This window comes from Lentzea xinjiangensis (assembly GCF_900110955.1).
Classification (GTDB): Bacteria; Actinomycetota; Actinomycetes; order Mycobacteriales; family Pseudonocardiaceae; genus Lentzea; species Lentzea xinjiangensis.
This window is the reverse complement of sequence record NZ_FOFR01000009.1, coordinates 32,689-50,395: the sequence shown is the minus strand read 5'-3', so window position 1 is coordinate 50,395 and position 17,707 is coordinate 32,689. Positions and strand designations below refer to the sequence as shown.

The window sequence follows — 17,707 nt, the reverse complement described above, 5'->3', positions numbered from 1 at the left end:
GGCAGGTGCCGCGCCGCACCACCATCAGCCTGCCCAGTGCAGCAACGGGCTAACGCGGTGTCGGCCGGTGGACGTTCGCCGCCGTCGACGCGCGGTGGGTGGAGTCGGCGATCCACGGTCCCGGGATCGACACGTCGACGACGCCGTCCTCCAGCCACGCGTAGTTGCCGTCGAGGACCTGCCTCGCGACCACCTGGTCGCTGTCGTCGGTGTTCTTCCAGAGCTTCTCGAACAGCTCGTCGACCCTGATCCGCGCCTGCTTCGCGAACGCGTCCGCGAGCTGCTGCGAGTTCGGGTTCCGGTCCTGCACGGCCCGCACACAGGCGGCGCTGATGGCGAACAGCTCGGCGCCGATGTCCACGATCCGGCTGAGGAACCGCTGCTTGCGCTCCATCTTCCCCTGCCACCGCGACATGGCGTAGAACGTCTGCCGCGCCAGCTTGCGGGCCGACCGCTCGACGAACCGCAGGTGCCTCGCGAGCGGGCCGAACTCGGTGTACCCGGCCGGGCTCTGCCCCTTGCCGACGATGAGGGTCGGGAACCACTTGGCGTAGAACCCGCCCGCCTTGGCCGCGGCCCTGATCTTGGCCTGCCGGTCGGCGTCCGGGTCGATGATGTCGCCCGCCACGGACAGGTGGGCGTCGACGGCCTCCCTGGCGATCAGCAGGTGCATGATCTCGGTGGAGCCCTCGAAGATCCGGTTGATCCGCAGGTCGCGGAGGACCTGCTCGGCCGCGACGCCGCGTTCCCCGCGCGCGGCCTGGGACTGCGCGGTCTCGTAGCCGCGCCCGCCGCGGACCTGGACCAGCTCGTCGGCCACCAGCCAGGCCTTCTCGCTCGCGTAGAGCTTGGCGAGCGCGGCCTCGATGCGGATGTCGTGCTCGCCGGCGTCCGCGAGCTCGGAGCTCAGGTCCAGCACGGCTTCCAGCGCGTACGCGGTCGCGGCGATGTAGGCGATCTTGCCGGCGATGGCCTCGTGCCTGCCGACCGGCAGACCCCACTGGACGCGTTCGGTGCTCCACTCGCGGGCGACCTTCAGGCACCACTTGGCGCTGCCGGCGCACAGCGCGGGGAGGCTGAGGCGGCCGGTGTTGAGCGTGGCGAGCGCGATCTTGAGGCCCGCGCCCTCCTTGCCGATGACGTTCTTCTTCGGGACGCGGACGTCGTGGAACCTCGTGACGCCGTTCTCCAGGCCGCGCAGGCCCATGAACGCGTTGCGGTTCTCGACCGTGATGCCCTCGGCGCCGGCCTCCACGACGAACGCGGTGATGCCCCGTTCCGGCACCTGGGCCATGACGACGAGGAGGTCGGCCACGACACCGTTGGTGGTCCAGAGCTTGACGCCGTTGAGGACGTAGTCGTCGCCGTCCGGGACGGCCGTGGTGCCGAGCCTCGCCGGGTCGCTGCCGACGTCCGGTTCGGTGAGCAGGAACGCGGTGATCTCGCCCTTGGCGCACCTCGGCAGGAACTCCTGCTTCTGCTCGGGGCTGCCGAACATCGCGATCGGCTGCGGGACGCCGATCGACTGGTGCGCCGAGAGCATCGCGCCGACCGCGGGGTTCGCGCTGCCGACCAGCATGAGGGCTTTGTTGTAGTAGACCTGGGTGAGGCCGACGCCGCCGTACTCGGGCTTGATCTTCATGCCGAACGCGCCGAGGTCCTTGAGGCCCTTCAGCACGTCGTCGGGGATCTGCGCGTCCCGTTCGATGACGGTGTTGTCGATGCGGGACTCGGTGAACTCGCGGAGCTTCTCGAGGAACGCCTCGCCACGCGCGCGGTCCTCCGCGCTGCCGCTCGGGTGCGGGTGGATGAGGTCGAGGCGGAAGTGGCCGAGGAAGAGCTCCTTGCCGAAGCTCGGTCGCTGCCAGCGGGTTTCCCGGGCCTGTTCGGCGACCTGTCTGGCCGCGCGCTCGTCGACGGTCATGGTTACCTCCGAGTAGGGGTGTGACCCACGTTACTCAGGGGTAGGCCGATGTCCACCGGCTCGCGGAGTGAACCCGCACGGCCCGCCACACCGGTCCGGTCGTGACGCGCAAAAAGCGACAGGGCCGCCCCGGCGTGCGGGACGGCCCTGCGGAATCGCTTCCGGCTACGGCAGCGGTGCGGCTCCGCGCTTGGCCAGGTAGTCCTTCATCAGCTCGGTCTCGGAAGACTGCGACTTCAGCATGTTGTCGGCCAGCGTCCGGACGAACGGCTGCCCCGCCCGCGTCGCGGCGTACTCCGCCATCGGCGCCCCGCCCACGTGGTGGCGGAGCATGAGCTGGAGGAAGTACACGTCGAAGTCGCGGCCGGGCGGCATCGTCCGCAGCTTCGTCAGCTCGTCGGTCGTGGCCATGCCGGGCATCAGCGGCTTGCCGGCCTCGGGCGTGGTGGCGCCGTGGCCGTGCACGCCCGAGTCGTTCATCCACGCCATGTAGACGCCGGAGATGTTCTGCTCGTGCTCGTTCCACATCATCAGCCACCCCTTCATCCGCCCGACCTGCTCGAGCTGGGTGGAGGCGATGTCGAACGCGAGCTGGCGGATCTCCGGGTCCGTGGAGCGGTCGCGCGCCGTGTTGGCCATCTGGATGCCCTGCAGGTGGTGCACGGACATGTCCTGGCAGAACCCGACGTCCGCGGAACCGGAGGCCGGCGCCGTGGCCGAGGAGGTCGAACCGGGCAGCTTCACCAGGAGGCCGACCGCCGCGCCGAGCAGCAGGACCGCCAGCACGGCGGCACCGATCACGAGGTACCGAGCGACCCCGGAGGGGCGCTCGGCCTCGTCGGCGGAAGGAGAGCTCATCAGCTCGACGGCGGCGTCGAGGCGGAGCCCGACGCGGGCGGCGTGCTGGGGTTCTGCGGCTGGCCCTCGGTCACGGAGTCGTCCTTGCCGCCGTCCATCGGCACGGCGTCGGCGCCCGGCTTCTCGGCCACGAACGGGGCCGGGTTCGACAGGAACTGCGGGTTCTCGCAGGACGCGCCGACCTCGGGGTAGGTGTTCGCGTTGCGCAGCAGCGACGAGATGAACTGGTCGATGCGCTCGTCGTCGGCGTTGTCGACCTTCAGCTGGTGGCCCCAGGACTGCAGCGAGATCGGCTTGTCGAGACCGGGGAACGGCGACAGCATCATGTACGGGATGCCCTCGACCCGCGTCTTGAGCTTCGTGAGGGCGTCGTCCTTGACCTGGTCCGGGTTGTACGCGATCCACACGGCGCCGTGCTCCAGGCCGTGGACCATGTTCTCCGTGCGCACGGCCTTGTCGTAGACGACGCCGGTGCAGTCGGCCCACTGGGCGTCGTGCGGGCCGCCGAACGCGGGGGTCTGGTCGTAGGCGACGCGCTGGGTCGGCTCGACGTGGCGGGAGCCCTTGTACTCCTTGATCACGATGCCCGCGAGCTGCGCCGACGGGTCCTTGTTCGTGTCGGAGGGCTTCCACTTGGCCAGGGCGGCCTCTTTGACGTTGTTCGCGTGGATCTGCGAGTACGCGTATCCGAAAACACCGCCCGCGAGGCCCAGCACCGCGATGACCGCGATGATCGTGCCCCACGGCTTGGGCTTGCTCGCCACCACCGAGGAACGGGCCGCGGCCACGCTGTTGCGCGTCGCCTTCGTCTTCTTGCCGCTTACCATGTCCGCCTCAGATGTCGTCCTGGTCAACCGGCGCCAGTGTAGGGACTCCGTGTCGGATCGCTGTCAGCGCAGGGCGATACCACGTGCGCGTTAACACTTGCCGTCTCACCCTCCGAGACCCGGTAACCCGGTCGAGACCTGCGACAACGCTTCTCTAAACTCATCTCCCGTGACCCCTGAAGTGCTCGCCGATCTCGTCCGGACCACGGTTGCGCAGTTGCTGGCCGACCGGCGTCTGGACACCACCGCGCTCCCCGAGCAGGTGACGGTCGAGCGACCGAGGAACCCCGAGCACGGCGACTACGCCACCAACGTGGCGCTCCAGCTCGCGAAGAAGGCGGGGGTCGCGCCGCGCGAGTTCGCCACGTGGCTCGCCGAGGCGTTGCAGGGCCAGGACGCGATCGCCAGGGCCGACGTCGCGGGCCCGGGTTTCCTGAACCTCACGATCGCCACCGAGGCCCAGGGCGCGATCGTCCGCGCGGCGCTGGAGGACGGCTACGGCACCGGCGCCGAGCTGAGCGGCAAGAGGATCAACCTGGAGTTCGTCTCCGCGAACCCGACCGGCCCCATCCACCTGGGCGGTGCGCGCTGGGCGGCCGTCGGCGACGCGCTCGGCAGGGTCCTGAGCGCCCGTGGCGCCGAGGTCACCCGCGAGTACTACTTCAACGACGCGGGCGCGCAGATCGACAGGTTCGTCCGGTCGCTGATCGCCGCCGCCAAGGGCGAGCCAGTGCCGGAGGACGGCTACGCGGGCACGTACGTGAGCGACATCGCCGCCGAGGTGCTGCGCCGCGAGCCGGGGGCGCTGGGCGACCCCGAGACCGTCCGCAGGATCGGCGTCGGGCTGATGTTCGAGGAGATCAAGCGCAGCCTGCACGACTTCGGCACCGACTTCGACGTCTTCTTCCACGAGGACTCGCTGCACCGCAGCGGCCGCGTCGGCGAGGCGGTGGCGAAGCTCAAGGCCAACGGCTCGCTGTACGAGCAGGACGGCGCCTGGTGGCTGCGGTCCACCGACTTCGGCGACGACAAGGACCGCGTCGTCATCAAGAGCGACGGCAACCCGGCCTACATCGCGGGCGACATCGCCTACCTCGTCGACAAGCGCGGCCGCGGCTTCGACCTGTGCATCTACATGCTCGGCGCGGACCACCACGGCTACATCGCGCGCCTCAAGGCCGCCGCGGCCGCCCTGGGCGACGACCCGGACAGCGTCGAGGTGCTGATCGGCCAGCTCGTCAACCTCGTGAGCGGCGGCCAGCCCGTCCGGATGAGCAAGCGCGCCGGCACCGTCATCACGATGGAGGACCTGGTCGACGCGGTCGGCGTGGACGCCGCGAGGTACGCGATGGTCCGGTCGAGCGTCGACTCCGGCCTGGACATCGACCTCGACCTGCTGCGCAAGCACAGCAACGACAACCCGGTCTACTACGTGCAATACGCCCACGCGCGCACGTCGTCGATCCTGCGCAACGCCGCCGACCTCGGCATCACCCCTGGCGAGGACTTCGCGCTGCTCACCCACGAGCGCGAGGGCGACCTCATCCGCACCATCGGCGAGTTCCCGCGAGTGGTGGCCACCGCCGCCGAGCTGCGGGAACCGCACCGCGTCGCCCGCTACCTCGAGGAGCTCGCGGGCACGTACCACCGCTTCCAGCAGGACTGCCGCGTCCTCCCCCGCGGCGACGAGGAGACGACTCCGTTGCACCAGGTCAGGCTTCAGCTCGTCAACGCCACCAGGCGCGTCTTCGCCGCGGGCCTCGGCCTGCTCGGCGTGACCGCCCCGGAGCGCATGTGATGCGCGCGCACCCGGCCGGACCCCGGCACGCCGACGTCATGATCCCCGGCAACACCGCCGGCGACCGCCCCTCCACCGCCCAGCAGCTCGACCACCTGCACCCGAACGTGTGGCCGCGCAACGCCCGGCGCGGCGACGCGGGCGTCGTGGAACTGGCCGGCGTGGACGTGCGCGGGCTCGCCGAGCAGTACGGCACCCCGTTGTTCGTCATGGACGAGCAGGACTTCCGCGCACGCTGCCGCGAGCACGCCGAGGCGTTCGGCGACCCGACGCTCGTGCACTACGCCTCGAAGGCGTTCCTGAGCGTCCAGGTGGCGAGGTGGGTGGCCGAGGAAGGCCTCTCGATCGACGTCTGCAGCGGCGGCGAGCTCGCCATCGCGCTGCGGGCGGACTTCCCGGCCGAGCGGATCGCCCTGCACGGCAACAACAAGAGCGTCGCCGAGCTGACGGCGGCCGTCGAGGCGGGCGTCGGCGGGATCGTGGTCGACTCGTACCACGAGATCGCGCGGCTCGACCACATCGCGCGCGAACGCGGGGTGGTGCAGCCGGTGCTGATCCGCGTGACGGTCGGCGTCGAGGCGCACACCCACGAGTTCATCGCGACCGCACACGAGGACCAGAAGTTCGGCTTCTCGCTGTCGTCGGGCGACGCGGCCGAGGCGGTGCGCCGCGTGCTCAAGGCGACCGGCCTCGAGCTCGTCGGCCTGCACAGCCACATCGGCTCGCAGATCTTCGACGCGTCCGGCTTCGAGGTCGCCGCCCGCCGCGTGATCGGCCTGCTCGCCGAGATCCGCTCCGAGCACGGCGACATCCCGTCGCTGGGCGTCGTCGACCTCGGCGGTGGTCTGGGCATCGCCTACACGCCGGACGACGACCCGCCCCCGCCCGCCGAGCTCGCGCGGCAGTTGCACAACATCGTGCGCAAGGAGTGCGAGCACAACGGCCTCGAGATGCCTCGCATCGCGGTCGAGCCGGGCCGCGCGATCGTCGGGCCCGGCACGGTCACCGTGTACGAGGTCGGCACCATCAAGGACATCGAGCTGGACGGCGGCGCCCGCCGCCGGTACGTCAGCGTCGACGGCGGGATGAGCGACAACATCCGCACGGCGCTCTACGACGCCGTCTACGACTGCAAGCTCGTCTCGCGGGCCGCGGCGCCCGACGCGGCGGCCGTGCTGTGCCGCGTCGTGGGCAAGCACTGCGAGTCCGGTGACATCGTGGTCCGCGACTGCTGGCTGCCGGACGACCTCGCGCCGGGAGACCTGGTGGCGGTCGCTGCGACCGGGGCCTACTGCTACTCGATGGCGAGCGGGTACAACCGACTTCCGAGGCCCGCGCTCGTCGCGGTGACCGACGGCGAGGCGCGGCTCGTGCTGCGCCGCGAAACCGAGGACGACCTGTTCCGCCTGGAGGTGTAGGACGGTGCCTGGCAAAGAGGGGCCAAACGCTGTGAAACCTATTCGCGTTGCCCTGCTCGGTTGCGGCACGGTCGGCACGGAGGTGGTCCGGCTGCTGACGGACCAGGCCGACGACCTCACCCAGCGGATCGGCGCGCCGGTCGAGCTCGCGGGCATCGCCGTGCGCAGGCCGAACAAGCACCGAGAGGTGCCCGAGCACCTGCTCACCACGGACGCCGCCGCGCTCGTCACCTCCGCCGACGTCGACGTGGTCGTCGAGGTCATCGGCGGCATCGACCCGACGCGCGGGCTGCTGCTGGACGCGTTGCGGGCGGGCAAGTCCGTCGTCACCGCGAACAAGGCGCTGCTCGCCGAGCACGGCCCGGACCTCTTCGAGGCCGCCGACGCCTCCGGTGCCGACCTCTACTTCGAGGCGGCCGTCGCCGGCGCGATCCCGTTGCTGCGCCCGCTGCGGGAGTCCCTCGCGGGAGACCGGATCACGCGCGTCATGGGCATCGTCAACGGCACGACGAACTTCATCCTGTCCGCGATGGACGCCACGGGCGCGGGCTACGCCGAGACGCTCGAGGAGGCCTCGCGCCTCGGTTACGCCGAGGCCGACCCGACCGCCGACGTCGACGGCTTCGACGCCGCGTCGAAGGCCGCGATCCTCGCGTCCCTCGCCTTCCACACCAGGGTGACGGCCGCGGACGTCTACCGCGAGGGCATCCGCGCGGTGTCCGCGGCCGACATCGCGGCGGCCAGGGGCCTCGGCCGCACGGTGAAGCTGCTCGCGATCTGCGAGCGCGTCACCGCGCCGTCAGGCCAGGAGTCAGTCGCCGTTCGAGTTCACCCGGCCATGATCCCCAGGACGCATCCGCTGGCGAGCGTCAACGGTGCGTTCAACGCGGTGTTCGTCGAGGCAGACGCGGCGGGGGAGATGATGTTCTACGGACAGGGCGCCGGTGGCGCCCCGACGGCGAGCGCGGTGCTCGGCGACCTGGTCGCCGTGGCGCGCAACCAGGTGGCGGGCGGACGCGGTCCGCGCGAGTCCGCCTACGCCGCGCTTCCCGCGCAGCCCATGGGGCACACGCCGACGCGCTACCACATCAGCCTCGACGTGGCGGACAAGGCCGGTGTCCTCTCGCAGGTCGCCGCCGTGTTCGCCGAGCACGACGTGAGCATCGCCGCGGTCCGCCAGGAAGGCCGCGTCGAGGACGCCAGCCTGGTGATCGTCACGCACGCGGCGACCGACGCCGCGCTGCGGTCCACTGTGGACAAGATCGGCGGGCTCCCGGTGGTGCGGGACGTCGTGAGCGTGATGAGGGTGGAGGGCGAGGAATGAGCCCAGGAGGAATGAGCCCAGGAGGAATGAGCCCAGGAGGAACGAACCCGGCGAGAGCCGGCTGGCCCGGACTCATCAACGCCTACCGGGATCGCATCGAGATCCCGCGGGGCGCCGAGGTCGTGACGCTGCACGAGGGCGGCACGCCGCTGGTGCACGCCGGGCGGCTGTCCGCGGCCACCGGCTGCGACGTCTGGGTCAAGGTCGAGGGCGCGAACCCGACCGGCTCGTTCAAGGACCGCGGCATGACCGTCGCGATGACGTACGCGCTCGCGTCCGGCCTCAAGGCTGTGATCTGCGCCTCCACCGGCAACACGTCGGCGTCCGCCGCGGCCTACGCGGCCAAGGCGGGGCTGACGGCGGCCGTGCTGGTGCCCAGCGGCAAGATCGCGATGGGCAAGCTCGCCCAGGCCGTCATGCACGGCGCGAAGATCCTCCAGATCGACGGCAACTTCGACGACTGCCTGGAGCTCGCGTCCAAGACCGCGGCCGAGTACCCGGTCACGCTGGTGAACTCGGTCAACCCGGTGCGGCTGGTCGGCCAGCAGACCGCTGCCTGGGAGGTGTGCGACGTGCTCGGCCGGGCGCCGGACGTGCACTGCCTGCCGGTCGGCAACGCGGGCAACATCACCGCGTACTGGAAGGGCTACACGTCCTACGACCAGGGCCTGCCCAGGATGTTCGGCTTCCAGGCCGCGGGCGCGGCACCGCTGGTCAGCGGGCAGCCGGTGCCGAAACCGGAGACCATCGCGACCGCGATCCGGATCGGCAGCCCGGCGTCGTGGACGGGGGCCGTCACCGCGCGGGACGAGTCCGGTGGCCTGATCGACGCCGTCACCGACGAGCAGATCCTCGCCGCCTACCGGCTGCTGGCCTCCAGCGAGGGCATCTTCGTCGAGCCCGCGTCGGCCGCGTCCATCGCCGGCCTGCTGATGACCGCCGAGGACGGCCGGCTGCCCAAGGGCTCGACGGTCGTGTGCACGGTCACCGGCCACGGCCTGAAGGACCCCGACACCGCGTTGCTCGGCACGACCGAGGTCGAGCCGGTCCCGGTCGACCCCGGTGCCGTCGCGCACGCGCTGGAGCTCGCGTGAAGTTCCTCGTCTCCGTTCCCGCGTCGACCGCGAACCTCGGTTCGGGGTTCGACGCGCTGGGCATGGCGCTCGGCATGTACGACGACGTCGAGGTGGCCGTCCCGGAGGACGGCTCCGGCGGCCTCTCCATCGCCGTGGACGGCGCGGGGGCCGGTGAGGTCCCGCTCGACGAGACCCATCTCGTCGTGCGGGCCGTCCGCGCCACCGGTTACACCGGAGGACTGGCGCTGAGGTGCCGGAACACCATCCCGCACGCACGCGGGCTGGGCTCGTCGGCCGCCGCGATCGTGGCGGGCGTCGCAGCCGGGTTCACCCTGACGGGTCGCGAGCTGGACACGGAGGCGTTGCAAATCGCCGCCGAGTTCGAGGGGCACGCGGACAACGCCGCCGCCTCGCTGTTCGGGGGCGTCGTCGTCGCGTGGTCCGAAGGGGAGCGTTACCGCGCGGTCCGGATGGACGCCGACGCACGCGTGCGCCCGATCGTGCTGATCCCGTCGCAGGAGTCGTCCACCAGGACGACGCGGGGCCTGCTTCCGGCCGAGGTGCCGCACGCCGACGCCGCGCACGCCGCGGGGCGAGCGGCCCTGGCGGTGCACGCGCTCACGTCCGATCCGTCCGTTCTCCTTGCCGCTACTGAGGATCGCCTCCACCAGAACTACCGCGAGCCCGCGTGGCCCGACACCGTTCGGGTGATCAACGATCTTCGCAAGCTCGGTGTTCCCGCCTGCGTGTCCGGAGCGGGACCCACCGTGATCGCGTTCGGGGAGATCCCGGCCGAGGTGGACGTGCACGGCTTCGACGTGCGGAGACTCGACGTCGACAGGGCCGGCGTGCGCATTCGGCCATTGGACTGACACGCCCGACCCCGGTTGTTGCATGCCGGGGGACCGGCGTCTACCCTCGGGGGCGATCAGTCACCGCGCGCACGGGCGCCGGTGTCGCGCCCGGACATTCGTTCCGGGTCGCAATCCTTTTGTGTTCCGGCCCTGTGCCGTGCGGGCGGGGCGGACGCAAAAGAGGCACCCGATCGCCGTGTGACCTGAGAAAAGTCCCGTGCTTGCCGGAAGCGGTGTGTGCTTCCGTCTGCATCGGACTGACCGCCGTTCCCCAGTTGAAGCGGGAAGGCGGGTCCGCTGGGTCGCGTAGGAGGCGGGGCCTGGTCAGGAAGGACATGTGTGAGCAACACCGATTTGCTGAGCAGCGATGTCGCAGCTGCTTCTGGTTCTGGAGCCGAGGAGACCGCTCTGTCCACCCCTTCGAACGGCACGACGCCGCGCCGCCGCGCGGGTCTGTCCGGCATGGTCCTCGCTGAGCTCCGTGAGCTCGCCGGCCAGCTTGGCATCACCGGAACCGCTGGCCTGCGCAAGGGCGACCTGATCGCGGCCATCAAGGAGAAGCAGGGCTCCGGCGCCCCCGCCAAGGCGGAGAAGCCCGCGAAGGCCGCCGCCAAGGCCGAGGCCCCCGCCGAGACCCCTGCTGAGAAGGTGGTCGAGAAGACCGCCGAAAAGCCTGTTCAGCAGCAGCTCGAGGTAGCGGAGAAGCCCGTGGCGGCTGCCCCTGCCGAGACCGGCTCCGCTGCCGAGGAGGGCGGACGCCGGGGCAACCGTCGCCGCCGTTCCGGCCGTGGTGGCGGCAACGCCGAGGCGGGCGAGGGCCAGCAGCAGGAGCAGCGCTCCGAGCGTCCCGACCGCGCCGAGCGCGGCGAGCGTTCCGACCGCCAGGACCGCTCCGAGCGTTCCGACCGCGGCGAGCGCTCCGAGCGTTCCGACCGCGGTGAGCGTTCGGACCGTTCCGAGCGTTCCGACCGCGGTGAGCGTTCGGACCGTTCCGAGCGTTCGGACCGCGGTGAGCGGAGCGGCCGTGACCGCAACCGCGACCGCGGTGAGCGCGGCGACCGCGGCGACCGCCAGGGCGGTGGCCAGCAGAACGACGACGACGGCGACGGCCGTCGTGGCCGCTTCCGCGACCGCCGCCGCCGCGGTGGCCGCGGTGAGGCCGGCGAGCGCCCGGACCGCGAGACCGAGGTGCGCGACGACGACGTCCTGCTCCCGGTCGCGGGCATCCTGGACGTGCTGGAGAACTACGCGTTCGTCCGCACGTCGGGTTACCTGGCGGGCTCGAACGACGTCTACGTCTCGCTCTCGCTCGTCCGCAAGTACGGCCTGCGCCGCGGCGACGCCATCACCGGTGCCGTCCGCCAGCCGCGCGACGGCGAGCAGCAGCGCCAGAAGTTCAACCCGCTGGTCCGCGTCGACAAGATCAACGGCCTGGACCCGGAAGAGGCGCGCAACCGCCCGGACTTCACCAAGCTGACGCCGCTCTACCCGAACGAGCGCCTGCGCCTGGAGACCGAGCCGCACATCCTCACCACCCGCGTCATCGACCTGGTGATGCCGATCGGCAAGGGCCAGCGCGCCCTGATCGTGTCTCCGCCGAAGGCCGGCAAGACCTCGGTGCTGCAGTCGATCGCCAACGCGATCACGAAGAACAACCCCGAGTGCCACCTGATGGTCGTGCTCGTGGACGAGCGGCCCGAAGAGGTCACCGACATGCAGCGCTCGGTGAAGGGCGAGGTCATCGCCTCGACCTTCGACCGGCCGCCGTCGGACCACACGACCATCTCCGAGCTCGCGATCGAGCGGGCGAAGCGCCTGGTCGAGATGGGCCACGACGTCGTCGTGCTGCTGGACTCGATCACGCGTCTGGGCCGTGCGTACAACCTGGCGGCTCCGGCGTCCGGCCGGATCCTGTCCGGTGGTGTCGACTCCACGGCGCTGTACCCGCCGAAGAGGTTCCTGGGCGCCGCCCGGAACATCGAGAGCGGCGGTTCGCTGACCGTCATCGCCACCGCGCTGGTGGAGACCGGTTCCGCGGGCGACTCGGTGATCTTCGAAGAGTTCAAGGGCACGGGCAACGCCGAGCTAAAGCTCGACCGCAAGATCGCGGACAAGCGGACCTTCCCCGCCGTCGACGTCGACTCCTCCGGTACCCGCAAGGAAGAGCTGCTGCTGTCGCCGGACGAGATGGCCGTCACGCACAAGCTGCGCCGGGTGCTGCACGCCCTGGACGGTCAGCAGGCCATCGACCTGCTGCTCGACCGGCTGCGGAAGTCTCGCACCAACATCGAGTTCTTGATGCAGGTGGCCAAGACGACGCCTGGGGCCGAGCAGGACTGAGCTGGGCTTGTCAGTTTCACGTGAAATTGCCTCCGCTGCTGGTCAGCGGGGGCTTTTTCGCTTTCTTCACTCGAATGTCGTAGCTGTGGGGTTCGGGGGTGTCCGGGGGGTGTCCGAGGGTTGCGTTGCGCTGGTTGGGCTGCGGTTTTAGGGCTTCGGGGCTCCGCCCCGGACCCCGCAATCTGATCCAGGACCGGCCGGCGCCGTTGGCGGGTTGGTGGCACGCCTGTTGGTTTGGGCGGCTTGCTGTTGCGTGGGTGCTTGGGGTGTGGCGTGGTCCCGGCACGAGTCGCACCAGAGGCAGCCACACCCGAGGGGTCAGGTCAAGTCGACGAGAAGCGTGTCGACTTGACCTGACCCCTCGGGCGCGGCAAAGGCTTCGGCACGACTCGTGCCGGGACCACGCCACCCGCCTCGTGTGTGAGGGAAGACGGCTCGGCTTCGCCTTCGCTGGGCTCGCCTGCGGCTTCGCGGACGGCTCGGCTTCGCCGTCGCGGTCGGTTTACCTCGATGAATGTGGTGGGCTCAGCTGTGGGGGTCGACCTGCGCGGTCAACCCCGCGGAACTGTCAGACCCGCTCGGTACGTTGGGTCGCGGGGGACTCCGAATCCGAGGGGACCCCTGCGGAAGCCTGCGAAAAGCCTGGCCAGCGGCAGTCCGAGGCCGGTCGGCCCTCGTCGGTCTGCATCAGGCACTGGAACACCAGCGCCAGCAGCACCGGCACGCCCACCACCGTCGTGAGCAGGGCGGGGATCTCCACCGCGCCGACGACCACGCCGAGGGTGAGCACCGTTGCCAGGTACGGCCAGCGCAGCCAGGTGCGGTGCCAGGCTCGGGGCCAGCGCACGTTGCCGGACACCGCCGCGGCCACCGCGACGCCCGCGCCGGTGACCACCGGGGACAGGGCCACGGTGGTCCAGGACGCGGTGATCAGCCCTGCTGACCCCATCAGGCCGAACACGGCGGCAGCGAACAGGAACGGCACTGCGAGCCATGTCCCGAAGCTCGTTGGCCGATCGGCGGCGCAGAACACGGCACATAGTCTGGTGGACGCGCACCAACAACATGGAGCCGTATCTGGTCGAACGGGCCTACCTTGCGCCGAACGGCGTATCAGGGGGGTTAAGCGGTTGTGACTTCAGCCACCTCATGGGGTATGGGCGGTCCTCGGGAACAACCGCGTTTTTGCACGTGTTGAACGGTCTGGCAAACTAAACGGTCGAGTCCGGCTCCGGTTCACCCGTTCACCAACTGGGACCCGGCGGCCATCCTTGAAAGGGACAAGATCTTGAAGACTGGAATCCACCCGGAGTACACCTCTACCGAGGTGACGTGCAGCTGCGGCAACAGCTTCACGACCCGCAGCACCACCTCGGCCTCCGAGGTCCGGGTCGAGATGTGCTCGAACTGCCACCCGTTCTACACGGGCAAGCAGCGCATCCTCGACACCGGCGGTCGCGTCGCGCGCTTCGAGGCGCGGTACGGCAAGCGCAACAAGTAGCTGCTTCCACGGCGCCTGACCTCGGCTTTCACGCCGAGGTCAGGCGCCGTTGCCGTTTGCACGACCCACAACCAGGGAGTCGAAGAACCGTGTCGCAGTCGCTGGACAGCCTGCTCGCCGAGTACGACGAGCTCGAGAAGAAGCTCGCCGACCCCAGCGTGCACGCTGACCAGGCCGGCGCGCGCAAGCTCGGGAAGCGGTACGCCGCGCTCGGGCCCATCGTGAAGACGGCTCGGGAGATCGAGCAGGTCAGGAACGACCTGGAGGCGGCCAGGGAGCTCGCCGCGGAGGACCGGTCCTTCCAGGACGAGGTCGAGCAGATCGAGCAGCAGCTCCCCAAGCTGGAGCAGCAGCTCACCGAGCTGCTGCTGCCGCGTGACCCGCACGACGGGGACGACGTGCTGCTGGAGATCAAGTCCGGTGAGGGTGGCGAGGAGTCCGCGCTGTTCGCCGGGGACCTGCTCCGCATGTACACGCGGTACGCGGAGCGGCAGGGGTGGAAGGTCGAGATGCTCGACGGCACCGACTCCGACCTCGGTGGCTTCAAGGACGTCACGGTCGCCATCAAGGCCAAGACCACCACGCCCGACGGTGTGTGGAGCCGGCTGAAGTGGGAGGGCGGCGTGCACCGCGTCCAGCGCGTGCCCGTCACGGAGTCGCAGGGGCGCATCCACACCTCCGCCGCCGGTGTTCTCGTCTTCCCGGAGACCGAGGAGACCGCCGAGGTCGAGATCAACGAGAACGACCTGCGCATCGACGTCTACCGGTCGAGCGGCAAGGGCGGGCAGTCGGTCAACACCACCGACTCCGCGGTCCGCATCACGCACCTGCCCACCGGCATCGTCGTCTCCTGCCAGAACGAGCGCAGCCAGCTGCAGAACAAGGCCCGCGCGATGCAGGTCCTGCAGTCGAGGCTCGCCGCGCTCGCGGAGGAGCAGAAGGCGCAGGAGCAGAGCGACGCTCGGCGCGTCCAGATCCGGACGGTCGACCGCAGTGAACGGGTGAGGACCTACAACTTCCCCGAATCACGTATTTCCGATCACCGGGTTGGGTACAAAGCGCATAACCTGGACCAGGTCCTCGACGGTGACCTGGACGCGGTGGTGGACGCGCTGGCCGCCGCTGACCGGGCAGAACGGCTCGCTGGCGGGTAGACCGACGTGAGAAGGGGCGCGTTGTGGCCGAGATCCTGGTGAACCCGAAGTCCGCGCCCCTCGACCGGCAGGTCGACGTCGTCGTGACCGGGCTCCCGCCCGGCGGCGAGGTCACCGTCCAACTGTCCACAGGAGACCGCGCGTCCCACGGCGTCTTCATCGCCGACGAACGCGGTGTCGTGGACCTCACCAGGCACGCCCCGAAGGAAGGCACCTACTCCGGTGTCGACCCGATGGGGCTGTTCTGGTCGCTCGAACGCACCGGCGGCAAGCCGGGGCCGGCGTGCCTGTCCGTCGACGGCGCCGGCGAGGTCGAGATCGAGCGCCTCGGCGTGCCCGAGGGCGTGGAGCGGCAGGAGGTCCGCGAGGGCGGACTGGTGGGCACCCTGTTCGCCCCTGAGGACGGCGGAGGCGACCTGCCGGGCGTCATCGTGCTGGGGGGCTCGGAGGGCGGCCTGCACGAGACCGACGCGGCTCTCCTGGCCGGGCACGGGTTCGTCACGCTCGCGCTCGGCTACTTCGGCATGGCCGGTCTGCCCGAGCACCTCGAGGACGTCCCGCTGGAGTACTTCGGCACGGCGATCGACCACCTGGCCGAGCGCGCGGGTCGGATCGGTGTCGTCGGCGGCTCGCGCGGCGGCGAGCTGGCGTTGCTGGTCGGCTCGAAGTTCCCGCGGGTCGAGGCCGTGGTCAGCGTCGTCGGCAGCGGTGTGGTGACGCAGGCGATCGGGCCCGGCGCCAACCTGTTGCAGAAGCTGCAGCACGAGGCCGCCTCGTGGACGTTCAAGGGCGAGCCGCTGCCGTACCTGCCGTACTACGTCGGCGAGGACCTCCGCGCCGCGATCGTGAACGGCGAGCCGGTGCCGCTGCGGCTCGCGTTCGACCTGGCCGACGGCATCCCCGAGGAGGCCGAGATCCGCGTCGAGGACATCGCCGGGGGTGTGTTGCTCATCTCGTCCGGCGGCGACGACGGGTGGCCGAGCACCGAGCTGAGCGAGGTCGCGCTGCGGCGGCTGAAGGACCACGACCACCCGTTCCCGTACGAGCACGTCGTGTATCCCGAGGCAGGACACCTGATCGCGGGCCCGCCGAACCGGCCGGCGACCGACGTGACCTACCCGGGACCGGGTGTCACCTTCTCGGGTGGTGGTGTTCCGCAGGCCACCGCGCACGCTCAGGCGAACGCCTGGAAACGGACGGTTGAGTTCTTGCGGGAGCAGCTCGGGACCTAGGGTGTGCTTATGAGCGCACACTTTGATGTCGTCGTCGTGGGTGCGGGTCCCGGCGGGTACGTCGCCGCGATCCGTGCGGCTCAGCTCGGGCTGAAGACCGCCATCGTCGAGGAGAAGTACTGGGGCGGCGTCTGCCTGAACGTCGGCTGCATCCCGTCGAAGGCACTGCTGCGCAACGCTGAGCTCGCGCACCTCTTCACGCACGAGCAGAAGACGTTCGGCATCAAGGTCGAGGGCAAGGTCACCTTCGACTACGGCCAGGCGTGGCAGCGCAGCCGCAAGGTCGCGGACGGGCGCGTCAAGGGCGTGCACTTCCTCATGAAGAAGAACGGCATCACCGAGTACAACGGGTGGGCCAACTTCACCGACGACCACACGCTGACCGTCGGGGACGAGACGATCACGTTCGGTCACGCGATCATCGCCGTGGGCGCGACGACCAGGATGCTGCCGAACACGCAGAAGTCCGACCGCGTCGTGACCTACGAAGAGCAGATCATGACCGAGGACCTGCCCGAGTCGATCATCATCGCCGGTGCGGGCGCGATCGGCGTCGAGTTCGCCTACGTCATGCACAACTACGGCGTGAAGGTCACCATCGTCGAGTTCCTCGACCGGATGGTGCCGCTCGAGGACGCCGAGGTGTCCGCCGAGCTGCTCAAGCGCTACAAGAAGATGGGCGTCGACGTGCGCGTCGGCACCCGCGTCGAGTCGATCGACGAGTCGGGCCCGAAGGTCCGCGTCACCGTGTCGAAGAACGGCGCGCAGGAGGTGCTCGAAGCCGACAAGGTCATGCAGGCCATCGGTTTCGTGCCGCGGGTCGAGGGCTACGGCCTCGAGAACACCGGCGTGAAGCTGACCGAGCGCGGCGCGATCGACATCGACGGCCGCGGCCGCACCTCCGTGCCGCACATCTTCGCCATCGGCGACGTCACCGCGAAGCTGATGCTCGCGCACACCGCCGAGTCGATGGGCATCATCGCCGCGGAGACCATCGCGGGTGCCGAGACGATGGAGCTCGACTACGTGATGATCCCGCGGGCGACGTTCTGCCAGCCGCAGATCGCCTCCTTCGGCTACACCGAGGAGCAGGCCCGCGAGAAGGGCTTCGACGTCCAGGTCGCGAAGTTCCCGTTCACCGCGAACGGCAAGGCCCACGGCCTCGCCGAGCCCGGCGGCTTCGTGAAGCTGATCAGCGACGGCAAGCACGGCGAGCTGCTCGGCGGCCACATCATCGGCCCCGAGGCGACCGAGCTGCTGCCCGAGCTCACGCTGGCGCAGCAGTGGGACCTCACGGTGCACGAGGTCGCCCGCAACGTCCACGCGCACCCGACGCTGAGCGAGGCCGTCAAGGAAGCGGTGCACGGCCTGGCCGGGCACATGATCAACTTCTGAGACGGG

Annotated in this window: 14 protein-coding genes; 10 read left to right on the top strand and 4 right to left on the bottom strand. The window is 70.2% G+C overall.

Annotated features, from left to right (window positions below; all coding sequences use genetic code 11):
* Positions 1–49: 49 nt before the first annotated feature.
* The 3 genes from BMW88_RS20180 to BMW88_RS20170 all read right to left on the bottom strand — a co-directional run bounded on the left by BMW88_RS20180 (position 50) and on the right by BMW88_RS20170 (position 3,609).
* Positions 50–1,924, bottom strand: coding sequence for an acyl-CoA dehydrogenase family protein (locus tag BMW88_RS20180; protein ID WP_089952834.1), 1,875 nt, complete (start codon positions 1,922–1,924; stop codon positions 50–52).
* 165 nt (positions 1,925–2,089) lie between these two features.
* The gene (locus BMW88_RS20175) at positions 2,090–2,782 is read right to left on the bottom strand and encodes a DUF305 domain-containing protein (RefSeq protein ID WP_089952832.1); all 693 of its coding nucleotides are present in this window, start codon (positions 2,780–2,782) and stop codon (positions 2,090–2,092) included.
* Positions 2,782–3,609, bottom strand: a complete 828-nt coding sequence (locus tag BMW88_RS20170) for a thioredoxin-like domain-containing protein (protein ID WP_089952830.1) — start codon at positions 3,607–3,609, stop codon at positions 2,782–2,784. Before BMW88_RS20170 ends, BMW88_RS20175 begins: the two co-directional genes overlap by 1 nt.
* 169 nt (positions 3,610–3,778) lie before the next feature.
* Between BMW88_RS20170 and argS the strand changes: the two genes are divergently transcribed.
* The 6 genes from argS (at position 3,779) to rho (ending at position 12,419) form a co-directional block, all read left to right on the top strand.
* A complete protein-coding gene (gene argS / locus BMW88_RS20165; protein WP_089952828.1) occupies positions 3,779–5,407 on the top strand; it encodes an arginine--tRNA ligase in 1,629 nt (542 codons plus the stop codon).
* Positions 5,407–6,825, top strand: coding sequence for a diaminopimelate decarboxylase (gene lysA, locus BMW88_RS20160; RefSeq protein WP_089953201.1), 1,419 nt, complete (start codon positions 5,407–5,409; stop codon positions 6,823–6,825). The genes argS and lysA overlap by 1 nt, the downstream gene beginning before the upstream one ends.
* Positions 6,826–6,856: 31 nt before the next feature.
* Positions 6,857–8,149 carry a homoserine dehydrogenase gene (locus tag BMW88_RS20155; protein ID WP_245777925.1) on the top strand — a complete coding sequence of 431 codons (1,293 nt, stop codon included), beginning with the start codon at positions 6,857–6,859 and terminating at the stop codon, positions 8,147–8,149.
* A 26-nt stretch (positions 8,150–8,175) separates the two neighbouring features.
* On the top strand, positions 8,176–9,243 hold the full coding sequence (gene thrC / locus BMW88_RS20150) for a threonine synthase (RefSeq protein ID WP_089952824.1): 1,068 nt from the start codon (positions 8,176–8,178) through the stop codon (positions 9,241–9,243).
* Entirely contained in the window at positions 9,240–10,097 is an 858-nt protein-coding gene (gene thrB / locus BMW88_RS20145; RefSeq protein ID WP_089952822.1) for a homoserine kinase, read from the top strand. Before thrC ends, thrB begins: the two co-directional genes overlap by 4 nt.
* 321 nt (positions 10,098–10,418) lie before the next feature.
* Positions 10,419–12,419, top strand: coding sequence for a transcription termination factor Rho (rho, locus tag BMW88_RS20140; protein WP_089952820.1), 2,001 nt, complete (start codon positions 10,419–10,421; stop codon positions 12,417–12,419).
* Between the two features lie 568 nt (positions 12,420–12,987).
* Here rho and BMW88_RS20135 read toward each other — a convergent pair.
* Entirely contained in the window at positions 12,988–13,452 is a 465-nt protein-coding gene (locus BMW88_RS20135) for a hypothetical protein (protein WP_143116162.1), read from the bottom strand.
* Positions 13,453–13,707: 255 nt separating this feature from the next.
* On the opposite strand from BMW88_RS20135, the gene rpmE reads away from it, so the two are divergent.
* The 4 genes from rpmE to lpdA all read left to right on the top strand — a co-directional run bounded on the left by rpmE (position 13,708) and on the right by lpdA (position 17,701).
* Positions 13,708–13,920, top strand: coding sequence for a 50S ribosomal protein L31 (rpmE, locus tag BMW88_RS20130; protein ID WP_089952817.1), 213 nt, complete (start codon positions 13,708–13,710; stop codon positions 13,918–13,920).
* Positions 13,921–14,009: 89 nt separating this feature from the next.
* Complete coding sequence (prfA, locus tag BMW88_RS20125; RefSeq protein WP_089952815.1) at positions 14,010–15,074, top strand: peptide chain release factor 1; 1,065 nt, start codon at positions 14,010–14,012, stop codon at positions 15,072–15,074.
* A gap of 23 nt (positions 15,075–15,097) precedes the next feature.
* Positions 15,098–16,306, top strand: coding sequence for an acyl-CoA thioester hydrolase/BAAT C-terminal domain-containing protein (locus tag BMW88_RS20120; protein ID WP_089952813.1), 1,209 nt, complete (start codon positions 15,098–15,100; stop codon positions 16,304–16,306).
* A 9-nt stretch (positions 16,307–16,315) separates the two neighbouring features.
* The gene (gene lpdA, locus BMW88_RS20115) at positions 16,316–17,701 is read left to right on the top strand and encodes a dihydrolipoyl dehydrogenase (protein WP_089952812.1); all 1,386 of its coding nucleotides are present in this window, start codon (positions 16,316–16,318) and stop codon (positions 17,699–17,701) included.
* Positions 17,702–17,707 lie beyond the last annotated feature (6 nt).